The organism is Comamonas sp. FUJ_7 (assembly GCF_057369555.1).
Map to the genome: position 1 here is coordinate 295,228 of NZ_JBXXZI010000001.1, position 15,563 is coordinate 310,790.

The 15,563-nt window shown below is 59.0% G+C and carries 11 protein-coding genes; 6 read left to right on the forward strand and 5 right to left on the reverse strand.

The features are described 5' to 3' along the window. The first annotated feature begins 37 nt into the window (after positions 1 to 37). Positions 38 to 1,135 carry a cell division protein ZapE gene (zapE, locus tag AC2I9W_RS01345; protein ID WP_486408286.1) on the forward strand — a complete coding sequence of 366 codons (1,098 nt, stop codon included), beginning with the start codon at positions 38 to 40 and terminating at the stop codon, positions 1,133 to 1,135. Between the two features lie 66 nt (positions 1,136 to 1,201). Further along, complete coding sequence (locus AC2I9W_RS01350) at positions 1,202 to 1,960, forward strand: hypothetical protein (RefSeq protein WP_486408287.1); 759 nt, start codon at positions 1,202 to 1,204, stop codon at positions 1,958 to 1,960. 105 nt (positions 1,961 to 2,065) lie between these two features. On the opposite strand, the gene AC2I9W_RS01355 is transcribed toward AC2I9W_RS01350, so the two are convergent. Beyond that, entirely contained in the window at positions 2,066 to 2,836 is a 771-nt protein-coding gene (locus AC2I9W_RS01355) for a PP2C family protein-serine/threonine phosphatase (RefSeq protein ID WP_486408288.1), read from the reverse strand. Positions 2,837 to 2,962: 126 nt separating this feature from the next. On the opposite strand from AC2I9W_RS01355, the gene yoaA reads away from it, so the two are divergent. Next, the gene (gene yoaA / locus AC2I9W_RS01360; protein WP_486408289.1) at positions 2,963 to 5,032 is read left to right on the forward strand and encodes a DNA repair helicase YoaA; all 2,070 of its coding nucleotides are present in this window, start codon (positions 2,963 to 2,965) and stop codon (positions 5,030 to 5,032) included. A 68-nt stretch (positions 5,033 to 5,100) separates the two neighbouring features. Here yoaA and AC2I9W_RS01365 read toward each other — a convergent pair whose 3' ends face one another. After that, a complete protein-coding gene (locus AC2I9W_RS01365) occupies positions 5,101 to 5,892 on the reverse strand; it encodes an outer membrane protein assembly factor BamD (protein ID WP_486408290.1) in 792 nt (263 codons plus the stop codon). Positions 5,893 to 6,128: 236 nt separating this feature from the next. Between AC2I9W_RS01365 and dnaE the strand changes: the two genes are divergently transcribed. The 3 genes from dnaE (at position 6,129) to clpA (ending at position 12,619) form a co-directional block, all read left to right on the forward strand. After that, the gene (gene dnaE / locus AC2I9W_RS01370) at positions 6,129 to 9,662 is read left to right on the forward strand and encodes a DNA polymerase III subunit alpha (RefSeq protein ID WP_486408291.1); all 3,534 of its coding nucleotides are present in this window, start codon (positions 6,129 to 6,131) and stop codon (positions 9,660 to 9,662) included. 205 nt (positions 9,663 to 9,867) lie between these two features. Then, on the forward strand, positions 9,868 to 10,233 hold the full coding sequence (clpS, locus tag AC2I9W_RS01375; RefSeq protein ID WP_486408292.1) for an ATP-dependent Clp protease adapter ClpS: 366 nt from the start codon (positions 9,868 to 9,870) through the stop codon (positions 10,231 to 10,233). Positions 10,234 to 10,297: 64 nt separating this feature from the next. Further along, complete coding sequence (clpA, locus tag AC2I9W_RS01380; protein WP_486408293.1) at positions 10,298 to 12,619, forward strand: ATP-dependent Clp protease ATP-binding subunit ClpA; 2,322 nt, start codon at positions 10,298 to 10,300, stop codon at positions 12,617 to 12,619. A gap of 172 nt (positions 12,620 to 12,791) precedes the next feature. Here the strand turns inward: clpA and AC2I9W_RS01385 are convergent, their stop codons facing one another. The 3 genes from AC2I9W_RS01385 to AC2I9W_RS01395 form a co-directional block, all read right to left on the reverse strand. Next, positions 12,792 to 13,328 (reverse strand): response regulator transcription factor, encoded by a 537-nt coding sequence (locus AC2I9W_RS01385; protein ID WP_486408294.1) that lies wholly within the window; start codon positions 13,326 to 13,328, stop codon positions 12,792 to 12,794. A 15-nt stretch (positions 13,329 to 13,343) separates the two neighbouring features. Further along, positions 13,344 to 14,645: an ATP-binding protein gene (locus tag AC2I9W_RS01390; RefSeq protein ID WP_486408295.1), complete on the reverse strand. Its 1,302-nt coding sequence runs from the start codon at positions 14,643 to 14,645 to the stop codon at positions 13,344 to 13,346. Between the two features lie 113 nt (positions 14,646 to 14,758). After that, positions 14,759 to 15,559 carry an SURF1 family protein gene (locus AC2I9W_RS01395; protein ID WP_486408691.1) on the reverse strand — a complete coding sequence of 267 codons (801 nt, stop codon included), beginning with the start codon at positions 15,557 to 15,559 and terminating at the stop codon, positions 14,759 to 14,761. Between the last annotated feature and the right edge of the window lie 4 nt (positions 15,560 to 15,563).

The following is a 15,563-nucleotide window of genomic DNA, read 5'->3' on the forward strand; positions in this document are numbered from 1 at the left end:
AGCAGCTATTGTTTTTTGAGCATCTGGAGACAAGACGGTGAATGTAAAACAGGCCTACGAGGCAGAACTGGCCGCCAAGGGTTTCAAAAGCGATCCCGCGCAACTGCGCGCTGTCGAAGCGCTGCAACGCTGCGCCGATGAGTGGACTGCGTACAAGGGCAAACGCTCCAATGCCCTCAAGAAACTGATCAACCACCCCGATTTGCCCAAGGGTGTCTATATGTATGGCGGGGTAGGGCGCGGCAAGAGCTTCTTGATGGAATGCTTCTTCAATGCCGTGCCTATCAAGCGCAAGGTGCGTTTGCACTTTCATGAATTCATGCGTGAGGTGCACCGCGAGATGCATCTGATGCAAGGCACGCAGAACCCGCTTGATGCGCTGGGTGCCAAGATTGCCAAAAAGTACAAGCTGATCTGCTTTGACGAATTTCATGTCGCCGACATCACGGACGCCATGATTCTCTACAAGCTGCTTGAGTCGCTGTTTTCCAATGGCGTGGGCTTTGTGACGACTTCCAACTTCGAGCCCGATGGTCTGTACCCGGGCGGTTTGCACCGCGACCGTATCCTGCCTGCGATTGCCTTGCTCAAGGACCGCATGGAGGTGGTGAACGTGGACAATGGCACCGACTACCGTCGCCGTACGCTGGAAGATGCCAAGCTCTACCACTGTCCGCTGGGGCCTGATGCTGACGCCGCGATGCAGGAGACCTTTGACCGCCTGGCAGAGGCCAAGGACGAAGAGCCCGTCATGCAGATCGAGACCCGCAAGATTGCGGCCAAGCGCCGTGCCGGTGGCGTGGTCTGGTTTGACTTTCGTGAACTTTGCGGTGGTCCACGTTCACAGAACGACTATCTGGAAATTGCCACGCAGTTCCACACTATCTTGCTGTCGGATGTGCCCGAGCTGCATGTAAACATGGCTTCGGCTGCGCGGCGCTTTACGTTGCTGGTGGATGTGCTCTATGACCGCCATGTCAAGCTCATCATGTCGGCAGCGGTACCGCCCGAAAAAATCTACACCGAAGGGCCGCTGTCGCATGAGTTCCCGCGCACGGTTTCCCGCCTCAATGAGATGCGCTCCAAGGAGTATCTGGCACTGGAGCGCCGTGTCGTGGACACCAGCTTGACCTGATTGCTTGCGGCGCTGGCTGCCGGCTTTAAGATATCGCCCTGTCCTTTGAGTCTTGAGCTGATGAAGATGTCTATTCCTTTTGCACAGCAGATCTGCCGACATATCGCCGGTTTCGCCTTGGTGCCGCTGGCGGCTGCTTTGCTGACATGCCTGCCAGCAATGGCCCAGGAGACTGACTCTGTGCAGGAGCAGGAAAAGCAGGTTCAAAAGGAGGCTATTCAGAAAGCGCGTGAGCAAAAGCAAGAAGCGCGCAATGCTGAGCGTGATGAAATTCTGAGCAAGCGTGCTGTGATTGAGCAGCAGCGCATAGAGGCTGAAAAGCTCTGCTATCAGAAATTCGCGGTGGAGGACTGCCTTGCCGAGGCGCGCAAGTCAGCGCGTGAAAAGGATGCTCCACTGAGGGCGCTTGAGCTGGAAATCAATGATGCAGAGCGCAAGGAGAAGGCGGCAGCCAAGCTGCAATCGATAGAAGAGAGGAAGGCTGAGAACGCTGCTGTCCCTATGAAATCTCAGCAGCGCGACAAGGGAGAGAAGGGCTCACCCCAGCCCTCGGGCAGCGGTGCAAAGCCCGCAGTTGATGAGCAGGCGGCCAGGGCGCAGCGTCAGGCTGAAGCGCAGCAGCGTGCAGATAAGCAGGCTGAGTACGTGCGTCGTCATGAGCACAATCGTGCTCAGGCTGATCAAGGTCGTGCTGAACGCGAAGTCAAGGCTAGAGCAGATTATGAGGCCAAGCTCAAAGCGGCAGCCGAGCATAAGGCCCGTGTGCTTGAGAAAGCCAAGGAGCGTGGACAGACGTCAGCTCCTCTACCTCCACCTGCCCCCTGAGCTTTGGCTAATTTTGCAATCGAGAAAAGCTGCTATCAAAGAGATTGCAAAAAACGCTTTTCTGCAAAGCGTTTGATGACTTTTTACTCTGAGGTAAAAAGGCCTTCAGACCTGCGCTGAGGTGGGGAGCTCCAGCTTGAGGATGGCCAAGGACAGGTTGTCCCCGCCACCTGCGGCTCGTTGGCGGGCTTTCTCGATGAGAAACTGTGAGCCTTCGCGGGGTGAGAGTCCGTTCAGTACCGTGCCCAGCTCCTGCGTGGTGAAGTAATGCCAGACGCCGTCAGAGCAGGCCATCAGCGTGTCTCCCGGCTGTAGTTTGGCAATGAAGTGGTGTGCCATGGGGGGCGCTGCTTCTGCGCCCAGGCAACCCAGAAGAATGTTCGACTGCGGATGATGTTGAGCTTGCGTTTCGGTAAGCTCTCCGCGGTCGACCAAGGCCTGCACATAAGAGTGATCCAGTGAGCGGTGTATCAGCGATGTGCCGCGAAAATGATAGAGGCGCGAGTCGCCAGAATGCATGAAATGACAGCTGCTGTCTGGTAGCACCACAAAGGCCGCAATGGTGCTGTGAGGCTCCTGCTCTGCGGCAATTGCTGTAAGTCGAATGACGGTGTGCGCATCCTGCACAATGGCGCGCAGCATATGCAGACAGTCTTCCTTGGCTGGCTCGAATCGCTCAAAAAGCTGACGTGCCGTCAACATGACCTGATCGGATGCCTTGCGTCCGCCGCTGCGTCCGCCCATGCCATCAGCCACCACGCCAAGAATGCAGCCTTTCGCATAGGGGTGCGTCATGAGCAAGACTTGGTCTTGCTGATATTCCCGGTCGCCGCGATGAATGCCGGTGGCCGCCTGGATGCGAAAGCTGGAGGACATGAATAGGTGTACGAGGCTGAATTTAACGTTGCGTTACATTTTATCGACTGGAAATAAAGTTGCAGCAGACCGGCGTGATCTTATGTGAGGTCACGCTGACTTTGATGATGAGAAGGTGAAAAGGTTTTGACTCAATTGCAGCAGGCGGTGGCCCAGGTTTTTGCGCCCGATGGAGTGCTTTCATTGGCCGAGCCTGCATTTCGGCCACGAGCGGGACAGACGCGCATGGCACTTGCTGTGGCGCAGGCCATAGAGGATGCTGGTGTATTGGTTGTAGAGGCGGGAACAGGTGTCGGCAAGACCTATGCCTATCTGGTGCCGGCGCTGCTCAGTGGACAGCGCGTACTGGTGTCCACTGCAACCAAGGCCCTGCAGGATCAATTGTTTGCACGAGATCTACCGCGACTGGTGCACGGCCTGGGGCTGCCGCTGCGCATGGCTCGCCTCAAGGGGCGCTCTTCTTATCTTTGCATTGAGCGGCTGGAACGTGTAAGGCAAGGCAGAGCCGCGCCACAGGATCCGCAGGTGTTACGCGTGGTTGCAGATGTGGAGCGTTGGGCTCGGGTGACAGCGACGGGCGATATGGGGGAGTTGACGGCCCTTGATGAGCGCTCTGCCGCTGTGCCGCTGGTTACGTCGACCAAGGACAACTGTCTGGGATCAGACTGTCCGCACTGGCAGGGCTGCCATGTCAATCGTGCGCGTCACCAGGCGCTGGAGGCGGACGTGGTGGTCATCAACCATCACTTATTGTTTGCCGATCTGGATGTGCGTGATAGCGGAATGGCCCATCTTTTGCCCAGTACCGGAGTGGTGGTGGTAGATGAGGCACACCAGCTCAACGACATCGGCGTGCAGTTTGCGGGTGAGGCGCTGTCCAGTCAGCAGCTGGTGGCCTATGCACGAGATACCCTGAGACTGACGCAGGAGCACGCACGCGGTATGGCCGACTGGCTGGTGCTCTGCGCCACGCTGGAGCAAGCCATACGTGAGTTGCGACTTCAGGCAGGGACTCACCCGCAGGAAGGGCGCTTGTCCTGGCAAGCAGTGACTCCACAGGGGCTGGATGCCGTGAAATGGCGTGCGGCGCTGGTGCGATTGGGGCAAAGTCTGCGCGCTTTGCTGATCGCTTTGTCTGGTCTTGACGGTGCAGCGGCCGAACTGCAGCGCTTGTATGAGCGTGGTGCCGAGTTGCTAGCGAGATTGGCGCGCTTTGCTGCTGCGGCAGATGATGAGTGTGTGCGCTGGTTGGAGGTGGGGGGGCAGCATCTTCGTATGCTGGAGTCGCCCTTGTCCATCGCTCGAATCATGCAGCAGAGGCTTTTGCAGCGCAGGCTGGATGAAGAGCTTGAGACTGAAAGAGAAAATCTTGTATCAGCCAGTGAAAAGGCATGGATTTTTACGTCTGCAACGCTTGGCAGTGATGAGCAGCTGACCTGGTTTACTGAAGCCTGTGGTTTGCGTGGGGCCCAGGTTTTGCAGGTGGAAAGTCCCTTCGACTATCAGCGTCAGGCGGGTGTTTATGTGCCTGAGCCTTTTGTAGCTGCAGGCAGTGCCCAGCATAGTCAGCAGGTGGCTCAACTGGTGCTGGATGCTGCTCAGGGTATAGGTGGCCGTACTCTGGTGTTGACCACCACGCTCAGGGCGCTGCATGCCATTGCACATTCATTACGCGAGCGCCTTGGGCTGTTTGCCGACCTGGATGTACTCGTCCAGGGCGAGGCTCCCAAGCTGGCACTGGTCCAGCGCTTCATGGCAGCAGGGGCGAGACGTGGCAGTCATCAGCGAGGAGCCATCCTCATCGCTTCGGCTACATTCTGGGAGGGGGTGGATCTTCCTGGGGATGTGCTTCAACTGGTCGTGATCGACAAGCTGCCTTTTCCCCCTCCGGATGACCCATTGGTAGAGGCAAGGTCACGTTTGCTTGAGAGCGTAGGGCGAGCAGCGTTTCACGACTACATGCTGCCGGAGGCAGCTCTGGCCCTCAAGCAAGGAGCGGGGCGCCTGATCCGCAGCGAGGAGGACCGAGGCGTATTGGTGATCTGCGACAGTCGCCTGGTCACCAAGGCTTATGGGGCACAGTTGATGGCTGCCTTGCCCCCCATGAGGTGGCTGGAAGGTGCGGCGGAGTTTGAGGCTGCCCTGGCTCAACTTGCGCATCCCGCAGGTGATGACAAGGCCGTAGCGGATGCCTGAGCAATTGCATTGAGGTGTAAATAAAAAAGACACGTCATGCGTGTCTTTTTAGGGAATGGCTGATGCTCTTACCAGAGCTTCCACCAGGAATCCTTTTTCTTCTCGACGCTCTGCTCGGCATTGGATCCGTAGGTTTTTTCCAAGACACGCTTGGCATCGTCGCGCAGCTGGGTCATACCTAGGGCATCGTAAGACTTGACCAGAATCACCATGGCTTCACGTACGGCAGGCACGTTCTGGTAGTCCTTGATGGCCGTCTGAGAGCGGGCAATGGCCGCTACATAAGCACCGCGGCTGTAGTAGTACTTGGCCACATGAACCTCATACTGGGCCAGCGAGTTCACGATGTACTGCATGCGGTCACGCGCATCCGGTGTGTACTTGGAGTCGGGAAAGCGTGTGACCAGCTCGCGAAAGGATTCAAAGGAGTCCTTGGCGGCCTTCTGATCACGCTCGGACAGGTCCTGGCGGGTCAGCCAGCCGAACATGCCCAGGTTGTCATTGAAGTTGACCAGTCCCTTGAGGTAGAGAGCGTAGTCCATGGCAGGGCTGGCTGGATGCAGCTTTGTGAAGCGATCCAGCGTGGCCAGAGCCTGTACTTTTTCGCTGGCCTTGTACTGAGCGTAGGCTTTTTCCAGCTGGGCTTGCTGCGCCAAAGGCGTGCCGGCAGCACGGCCTTCGAGCTTTTCGAACAGAGGCACAGCCTTGTCGTAGGCGCCAGAGGAAGACTCATCTCGCGCTTCGGTGTAGATGCGCTCGGGTGTCCATTTGGCCGTCGGATCGTCCTTGGTGCTGGAGCATCCCGCCAAAGTGGCGGCCATTAACACGGCAGGGACAAGAGTCAAGGAAATACGCGGCATGGTGGACAGTTTTCTGGCAATCATTAGCGGTAGAGGGCAGCAAGGCCCGGCGCAAGTGCTGGCAATGGGCAAACCCACACGATACACCACAAGGCAACACCTTCCTGAAAAAGATCGACGCATTGTAATGGGCTGCTGCACTGCGCCGCTGGGTCGCGGGGGCTTTGCGTGCGAGTCGGGTAAAGAGAGAGGCATTGAGAGCGCAGGGATGCCGTGCTCTTTCTACAATAGCGCCCATGTTTGTCCATCTGCGCCTGCACACCGAATTTTCCGTTGTTGACGGAACCACCCGCGTCAATGCAATGATCAAGGCTGCCGCCGAAGACGGGCAGGTGGCGATGGCCATCACCGACTTTAACAACCTGTTTGGCGGCATCAAGTTCTATCGGGAAGGTCGCTCCAAGGGCGTCAAGCCCGTTCTGGGTGCAGAGATTGTGCTGGAAGGGGTGGGTGATGCCCCTCCCTCGCGCATCATCGTGCTGGTGCAGAGCAAGCAGGGATATCACAATATTGCCGAGCTGCTGGCTCGAGGCTGGACACGCAATGTGGTGCGCGATCAGGCGCAGCACAAATGGGAGTGGCTGCAGGAGCTGGGCGAGGGACTGATCGTGCTGTCGGGCGCGCAGGCGGGGCCTGTGGGTATTGCACTGACCCGTGGCGATGAAAAAGGCGCGGCCGAGATTGCCCAGCGCCTAGCCACCATGTTCCCGCATCGCTTCTATATTGAGTTGCAGCGCTGCGGCCGCGCCGACGATGAAGCGCATGTGACGGCTGCCGTCAAGCTGGCCAGCCGCCTGAATCTGCCCGTGGTGGCCACCCACCCCATCCAGTTTTTCAAGCCTGATGACTATGAGTCGCACGAGGCGCGAGTCTGCATTGCCGAAGGTGAAATTCTGGGTAATGCCAAGCGTGTGCGCAAATTCACGCGCGATCAGCACTTCAAGACTGCTGCCGAGATGGAGCAGCTGTTTGCGGACATTCCTAGCGCAATCGAAAACACGGTGGAAATCGCCCGCCGCTGTAGCTTGACGCTGGTGTTGGGCAACCCGCAACTGCCCAACTTCCCCGTGCCCGACGGCATGACCATGGACGAGTTCTTCCGTCATGAGTCCTACCGCGGTCTGGAAGAGCGTCTGGCTCACCTATATCCCGACCCGGCCAAACGCGAGGCTGAACGCCCACGCTATGTGGAGCGTCTGGAGTTCGAGCTAAACACCATCATGCAGATGGGCTTCCCGGGCTACTTCCTGATCGTGTCGGACTTTATTAAATGGGCCAAGGGCAATGGCTGCCCCGTGGGCCCGGGTCGGGGTTCAGGCGCTGGCTCTCTGGTGGCCTATGTGCTCAAGGTGACCGACCTTGATCCGCTGGAATACAACCTGCTGTTTGAGCGTTTTCTGAATCCAGAGCGCGTTTCCATGCCTGACTTTGACGTGGACTTCTGCCAGCAAAACCGTGACCGTGTGATCGAGTACGTCAAGCAGCGCTATGGTCGCGATGCGGTGAGCCAGATTGCGACCTTCGGCACCATGGCGGCGCGCGCAGCGATTCGCGACGTGGGTCGTGTGCTGGACATGAGCTACACCTTCTGCGACGGCATCTCCAAGCTGATTCCGAACAAGCCTGGACTGCACGTCACGCTCAAGTACCCGCCCAACCCGCCCAAGGAGGGTGACAAATACACCTACGCCATCAAGGAAGAGCCGATTCTGGCCGAGCGCATCGAGCGCGAGGAAGACGTCAAGACCCTGATCGAGATGGCGCAAAGCCTGGAAGGCATGACCCGCAATATCGGCATGCACGCCGGTGGTGTGGTGATCGCGCCGGGCAAGCTGGCTGACTTCTGCCCGCTGTACCAGCAGCCTGGCAGTACCTCGGCTGTGGCCATGTATGACAAGGACGACGTGGAGGCCGTCGGCCTTGTGAAGTTCGACTTCTTGGGCCTGGCCACGCTGACGATTCTGGAAATTGCGCGCGAATTCATCATGAAGCGCCACAAGGGGCAGGAAAACTTCGCTTTCGAGAACATTCCACTGGACGACTACCCGACCTACAAGCTGTTCCAGGAAGGCAAGACCGAAGCCGTTTTCCAATTTGAATCGCGCGGCATGCAGCAGATGCTCAAGGAGGCCAAGCCTTCACGTCTGGAAGACCTGATTGCCTTGAACGCCCTATATCGTCCTGGGCCTATGGACCTGATTCCCAGCTTTATTGCCCGTAAGCATGGGCAGGAAGTGGTGGAGTACCCGCACCCGTTGGTCGAGCCCGTACTGGCCGAGACCTACGGCATCATGGTTTATCAGGAGCAGGTGATGCAGACCGCCCAGGTTCTGGGCGGCTACTCGCTGGGCGGTGCCGACTTGCTGCGCCGGGCCATGGGCAAGAAAAAAGTCGAGGAGATGGCCAAGCACCGGATGATCTTTCGCGAAGGTGCGGCCAAGAACGGTCTGGACGAAGCCAAGGCCGACGAAGTCTTTGACCTGATGGAAAAGTTCGCGGGCTACGGCTTCAACAAGTCGCACGCCGCTGCTTATTCGTTGCTGGCCTATCACACGGGTTGGCTCAAGGTTCACTACACGGCTGAGTTCTACTGCGGCAATATGACTGTGGAAATGGACAACACCGACAAGCTCAAGGTGTTGTACGAGGACGCGCTCAGGATGGGCATCACTTTCGAGATGCCCGATGTGAACCGCGGTGTGTACCGCTTTGAGCCGGTGACCGATAAAGTCATACGTTATGGGCTTGGGGCCATTAAGGGTACTGGGCAGGCTGCTATCGAAGCCATTGTGGCTGCGCGCAATGGCGAAGGCACAGGCCCTAACGGCCACGAGAAAGGTCCGTTCAAGAGCCTGTTCGACTTCTGCCTGCGCGTCGATCGCAGTCGCATCAACAAGCGCACCGTGGAAGCCTTGATCAAGGGCGGTGCCTTTGACTCCATCGACATGAATCGCGCATCGCTGATGGCAACGCTGGATACGGCTTTTGGCTTTGCTGCCACCTCGATCGCCAACGCCGGCCAGGGCGGTTTATTTGACATGATGGGCGATGACGCTCTGGGCTCAAGCACGGCGGAGCCGCCCATGGCCGATGTGCTGCCCTGGGGCGTCAAGGAAAAGCTGACGCTGGAGAAGACTGCCATCGGCTTTTATCTGACCGGGCATCTGTTTGATGAGGTGGAAACCGAGGTGCGCCGCTTTGTGCGCACACCAATCGGCGAGATGCGCGACAGCCGTGAGCCTCAGGTCATGGCGGGCATCATCAGCGGGCTGCGCACCATCAACGGCCAGCGCGGCAAGCTCAGCATCTTCACGCTGGACGATAAATCGGCGGTGATCGAAGCCTCGGTCGATGAAAAAACCATGGCCGCCTGCGCAGATGTGCTCAAGGAGGACGAGTTTGTCGTCGTCTCGGGTCGTCTGCAGCCGGATCGCTTCAGTGGCGGCTTGCGCATGAAGGTGCAGCAGATGTGGAACCTGGCCGATGCGCGTTGCCGTTTTGCACGCTATCTGCAAGTCAGTGTGGTCGATCAAATGCCCGATGTGTCCGCGCTGCTGCGTCAATTCCCGGCCAAAGTGGAAGAAACCGATAGCGGCAATATCCATCACGGTCTCAAGGTGCGCCTGGATCTCATTTGCCGGGACGAGCGTGGCTCGGCCAGCTGTGAGCTGGCGCTGGGCGAGGGTAGTCGCTTCTACCCCTCAGATGCAGCGCTTGCGGCCTGGTATGGCTCTGCCGGAACAGGCCAAGTCAAAGTGGTTTATGAGTAAAAAGCAGAGCAGGCATGTGTGTGTCTGTCTGCCTGTGCTTGGTTTGTCAGACGGTTGCTTGATTTTTTGATAGCGCCACACGCTTTCTGGCTATGGTCTTGGCATGGATTTCCCTCGGTTTTCTGGAATTTTTTCCTGGCTGCCTTGAAATCCCTAACAATGCTATGCATATGCCAGCGCAAAAACATGGCTACGGCTCGCTAGAATGGATTTCATGGCTACCCAACCCCCATCAATTCCCCCGGTTTCACCTGTGATCAGTACGCCTGACGGTGGTGATTCTCTGGTGCTGGAGCGCCGTCGTCAGCGGCTGCAGCCGCCGCGCATGTATCAGGTCGTGATGCTCAATGATGACTTCACGCCCATGGAGTTCGTGATTGCCGTGCTGCAAGAGCTGTTCGGCAAGGATCGCGAGTCGGCCACGCAGATCATGCTCAAGATTCACCTGGACGGCCGCGGTGTCTGCGGTGTCTATAGCCAGGATGTGGCGGCGACCAAGGTCGAGCAGGTGCTGCAGGCGGCCCAGAAAGCCGGTCATCCGCTGCAGGCTACATTCGAGCCTGTTGAATAAACACAGCTCGCCCCCAGATTAGTTAGCAGAGAAGTTAACCCAAGCAAGCCGAAAGGAGTCGCACATGATCGCTCAAGAACTGGAAGTCAGCTTGCACATGGCGTTTGTCGAGGCCCGGCAACAGCGCCACGAGTTCATCACCGTGGAGCATTTGCTGCTGGCGCTGCTGGACAACCCCAGTGCAGCAGAGGTGCTGCGCGCGTGCGCGGCCAATATCGACGATCTGCGTGCATCGCTGTCCAACTTCATCAAGGACAACACGCCGCAGGTGGATGGCACGGAAGAAGTGGACACGCAGCCCACGCTGGGTTTTCAGCGTGTGATTCAGCGCGCCATCATGCATGTGCAGTCCACCGGCAATGGCAAAAAAGAGGTGACAGGCGCCAATGTGCTGGTTGCCATCTTTGGTGAAAAGGATTCCCATGCCGTGTACTACCTGCACCAGCAGGGTGTGACGCGCCTAGACGTGGTCAACTACATTGCCCATGGCATCAAGAAGGGCGAGCCGCCCGAGCCCGCAAAAGCCGAGTCTTCTGCGGAAGGCGAAGAGGGTTCCGGTGGCGAGCGCGGTAACGAGAAGGCGTCGCCGCTGGAGCAGTTCACGCTCAACCTGAACGTGGCTGCCAAGGAAGGCAAGATCGATCCGCTGATCGGGCGCGAATACGAAGTCGAGCGCACGATCCAGATCCTGTGCCGTCGCCGCAAGAACAACCCGCTGCTGGTGGGGGAAGCCGGGGTGGGCAAGACGGCGATTGCCGAGGGGCTGGCTTGGCGCATCACCGAAGGCACGGTGCCCGATGTGCTCAAGGATGGCATTGTCTATTCGCTGGACATGGGTGCGCTGCTGGCCGGCACCAAGTACCGTGGCGATTTCGAGCAGCGTCTTAAAGGCGTGCTCAAGTCGCTCAAGGACAAGCCGCATGCCATTCTGTTTATTGACGAAATCCACACGCTGATCGGCGCCGGTGCGGCGTCTGGCGGCACGCTGGATGCGTCCAATCTGCTCAAGCCCGCGCTGTCCAGCGGCCAGCTGCGCTGCATCGGTGCAACCACGTTCACGGAATACCGTGGCATCTTCGAAAAAGACGCGGCCCTGTCGCGTCGCTTCCAGAAGGTGGATGTGGTCGAGCCTACCGTGCAGGAGACCGTGGACATCTTGAAGGGCCTGAAGTCGCGCTTTGAAGAGCACCACGCCATCAAGTACGAGCAGGAAGCTCTGCAGGCCGCTGCCGAGCTGTCGGCCAAGTACATCAACGACCGCCACCTGCCCGACAAGGCGATTGACGTGATCGACGAAGCCGGTGCGGCCCAGCGCATTGCCCCCGAGGACAAGCGCAAGGAGACTATCGGCAAGGCCGAGATCGAAGCCATCGTGGCCAAGATTGCGCGTATTCCCCCTGCCAACGTTTCCAACGACGACCGCAGCAAGCTGCAGACGCTGGAGCGTGACCTGAAGAGTGTGGTCTTCGGTCAGGACAAGGCGCTGGAAGTGCTGGCTTCGGCCGTCAAGATGGCGCGCTCGGGCCTGGGCAAGCCGGACAAGCCGATTGGCTCCTTCCTGTTCTCCGGCCCCACGGGCGTGGGCAAGACGGAAGCGGCCAAGCAGCTGGCCTACATCCTGGGTGTGGACCTGATTCGCTTCGACATGTCCGAGTACATGGAGCGCCATGCGGTGTCGCGCCTGATTGGTGCGCCTCCCGGCTACGTGGGCTTTGACCAGGGTGGTCTGCTGACCGAGGCCATCACCAAGAAGCCGCATTCGGTGCTGCTGCTCGATGAAATCGAGAAGGCGCATCCGGACATCTTCAACGTGCTGCTGCAGGTGATGGACCACGGCACGCTGACGGACAACAACGGACGCAAGGCCGACTTCCGCAACGTGATCATCATCATGACCACCAACGCGGGTGCCGAGACGATGAACAAGGCCACCATTGGCTTCACGAACCCTCGCGAAGCCGGTGACGAAATGGGCGACATCAAGCGCCTGTTCACGCCCGAGTTCCGCAACCGTCTGGACTCCATCGTCAGCTTCAAGGCCCTCGACGAGCAGGTCATCCTGCGCGTGGTCGACAAGTTCCTGCTCCAACTGGAGCAGCAACTGGCTGAGAAGAAGGTGGAAGTCACCTTCACCGATGGTTTGCGCAAGCATCTGGCCAAGAAGGGCTTTGATCCTCTGATGGGCGCGCGCCCCATGCAGCGCCTGATTCAGGACACCATCCGCCGCTCGCTGGCTGATGAGCTGCTGTTCGGTCGCCTGACCGATGGCGGGCGCCTGGAGGTCGAGTGGGACGAGGCGGGTAACGATGGCAAGGGTGATGTCAAGCTCACCATTACCGAGCTGCCCAAGGATCCGGCCAAGGCTGAGCCCGCTGTGGCTGAATAAGCAGTGCTGAACAGAAAAGCCGACAGTTTCGCGACTGTCGGCTTTTTCTTTGAGTGCTTGCTAATTGATAGCTGCTTGCGCTTGACTCGCTTGGAGTTCAGGTCCTTTTGATGCTGAATCTCAATCAGATCAGGCGCAAGCTGCTATCAATGTATTCATGCGGCCTGATGGTTTACTTCACCTGGCGCTTTTCCAGCTTGCGTGCCAGCGTTCTGCGGTGCATACCCAGGCGGCGAGCTGCTTCGGAGATATTGAAGCCGGACTCGGCCAGCGTCTCGTGAATATGCTCCCATTCCAGCGTCTTGATCGACGTGGTCTGGCTGCTGACCTCCACATCGGTGCGTCCCTCGACACGCCCAAAGGCGGCTTCGATGTCGTCGGTGTTGGAAGGCTTGGCCAGATAGTGGCAGGCGCCCAGTTTGACGGCCTCCACGGCAGTGGCAATGCTGGCGTAACCGGTGAGCACGACAATCAGTGCTTCGGGGTTTTGCTGGTGCAGCATCTGCACGCAGTTCAGGCCGGAGGCATTGCCCGCCAGTTTGAGATCCATGACCGCATATTGCGGCTGGTGCTGGGTCAGCAGCTGCTGCACTTCTTCACCGCTGGTGGCGTGCAGTACGCGGTAGCCGCGGCGCTCGAACGAGCGCTTGAGGGTGCGCGCAAAGGCCGCGTCATCTTCAACCAGTAGCAGTAAACGAATTTCTTCCATGCAAACAACAATGTCTTAAATCGCGAGTGCGGACTGGGGCAGACTCACCTCTACCAGCGCGCCGCCGCCTTCGTGGGCGGGCAGGTTGCCCGCCTGTACGCGGCCGCCCAGGGCACGTGCCACGTTGGTGACGAGAAACAGGCCCAGGCCACGGCCGGGGCGCTCTTGCTTGGTGGAGACATGGCACTGGCCCAGTTGCTGCAGCACGGCAGCGTCAAAACCCGGGCCATGGTCGCGCACCTGAATGCGGACCTGATCGTACTCACTTGTCAGGCTCAGCTCCACCCAGTCGGGTGAAGCTTCAAGGGCATTGTCCAGCAAATTACAAATCATTTGCTGCAGTGCAGTATCAGAGAGCATGGCAAAGTCGGTCACGCCTTCCTGGTGCAAGGCGAAGTGCTGCAGGCTGTTATGGGCCTGCCAGTGGCTGACCACGCCTTGCACAAAGCTCACAAAAGTCGTGCTTTCCGTGCCCTCGGCGCGGGTTTCGCCGGCCGATAGCAGCACGCCGGAGACGATGGATTTGCAGCGCAGTAGCTGGCGCTGCATCTCTTGCAGATCTTCTCTCAGGTCTTCGTCTTTCATCAGCGCAGGCATATGCTGCCAGTCGCCCAAAATGACGGACATGGTGGCCATGGGTGTGCCCAGCTCGTGGGCCGCACCCGTGGCCAGCAGGCCCAGGCGGACGATGTGTTCTTCCTCGCTGGCGCGCTGGCGCATATTGGAGATGCGCTTGTCGCGGCGGCGGGTGTTTTCGACGATGCGGGTCAGAAAGACGATGGTCAGGATGCTCGTCAGTGCAAAGCTGATGAGTACGCCCACCACGTAGAGGCTGGGCAGGCCTTCCTGACTGACGAACTGCACATGCAGGGGGTGGTGAAACAACGTCAGCCCTGTGACGCCGACAAAAGAGGCCGCCACCACGCACCAGGTGTAATAGGACGGCAGCAGCACCGCGCTCAGAATGCCTTGCAGTAGATACAGGTAGATGAAGGGGTTGCTGGCACCGCCACTCAGATACAGCTGAATGGTCAGCGCCAGAACGTCGGCCAGCAGCGCATAGAAGACGCTGCGCGAAGTGACCGTGCGGTGCAGGCCCTGACTCCAGTAGATATAAGCCAGATTGGTGGACACCAGGGCCAGCAGCACCAGGGCCATAGGCAGCAGCGGCAGCGCTATCTGAAAGCCATAGTGCACCAGCGAGATGGTGACGACCTGGCCAATCACGGCAATCCAGCGCAGCTGGATCAGCAGCTGCATGTTCTGACGGTCGGTCAGGCGCTGGACGCGAAACAGAGAATCTGAAATAGGGCTCACGGCATGATTGTCCGCGAGAGTGCCAGTCACAAAGCCTTTGGGGCTATGGTATTTTGCGGTAGCCGCGTGCAGCACGCACAAGAAAAAAGCGCTCATCAGAGCGCTTTGGAGGCTCAGGCATCAGCCTTCGAGGTGGACTTGTCATGGCGCCGCACCAGCCAGGCAGCCCCTAAAACCATAGCTGCAAGCCCATACCAGGTAAGGGCGTAAACCAGATGGCTGTTGGGGAAGCTGATGACGGTCATGCCGGGGCGCAGAACATCGGGCGAGATGCCGGCATTTGAAAGGGTCTGTGCATGGACAGGGTTGCTGGCAGGCACCCCTTGATCGACGAAGTAGGGCGCTGCCTGGCTTAGGCCCTTGGCCTGAGCGATCGCCGCCACATCGCGTGAGAACCACAGCTCGTTTGCAGCATCGTTCTTGCGCAAGAAGCCGCCACCGGGCTCGCTCATGCGCATCAGTCCGATGACCGTGACGGGCTCTGTCGATGGCTGCGCCTCGGCAATCTGCTTGAGCCATTGGCTGCGCAGTTTCTCGGGCGTGAAGCCGCGATTGACCAGCACCTGCGTGCCATCGCTCAGCTGCAGCGGTGTCATGAGCCAGAAGCCGGCACCGGCCTCGGTCAAGGCCTTGGCCAGCACGCTTTGCCGGTCCAGCCACACGCCTTGCAGCTTGACCGGTAGGTACTCATAGCTGGCAGCGTTGACCTGAGGCCACTGGCCGGCTGCAGGTGCAGCCACGGGGGTGCTGTGCACGCGCTGCTCAACGCGCTCGATCAAGTCGAGCTTCCAGGCGCGGCGCTGCACCTGCCAGGTGCCCAGTGTGATGAACCCTAAAAACAAGGCGATGCCCACAAATGCGAGCATCGCCTTGGCGAAGGGAGAGCGCTGCCGCGCAGCGCTCTGGGTCTTCAGGCCG

What these genes read in the sequence shown, in the direction of transcription:
- AC2I9W_RS01385 (WP_486408294.1), bottom strand. Translation starts at nt 13,328, where the DNA reads ATGGAAGAAATTCGTTTACTGCTACTGGTTGAAGATGACGCGGCCTTT.
- AC2I9W_RS01365 (WP_486408290.1), bottom strand. Translation starts at nt 5,892, where the DNA reads ATGCCGCGTATTTCCTTGACTCTTGTCCCTGCCGTGTTAATGGCCGCC.
- dnaE (WP_486408291.1), top strand. Translation starts at nt 6,129, where the DNA reads ATGTTTGTCCATCTGCGCCTGCACACCGAATTTTCCGTTGTTGACGGA.
- clpA (WP_486408293.1), top strand. Translation starts at nt 10,298, where the DNA reads ATGATCGCTCAAGAACTGGAAGTCAGCTTGCACATGGCGTTTGTCGAG.
- clpS (WP_486408292.1), top strand. Translation starts at nt 9,868, where the DNA reads ATGGATTTCATGGCTACCCAACCCCCATCAATTCCCCCGGTTTCACCT.
- AC2I9W_RS01350 (WP_486408287.1), top strand. Translation starts at nt 1,202, where the DNA reads ATGTCTATTCCTTTTGCACAGCAGATCTGCCGACATATCGCCGGTTTC.
- AC2I9W_RS01355 (WP_486408288.1), bottom strand. Translation starts at nt 2,836, where the DNA reads ATGTCCTCCAGCTTTCGCATCCAGGCGGCCACCGGCATTCATCGCGGC.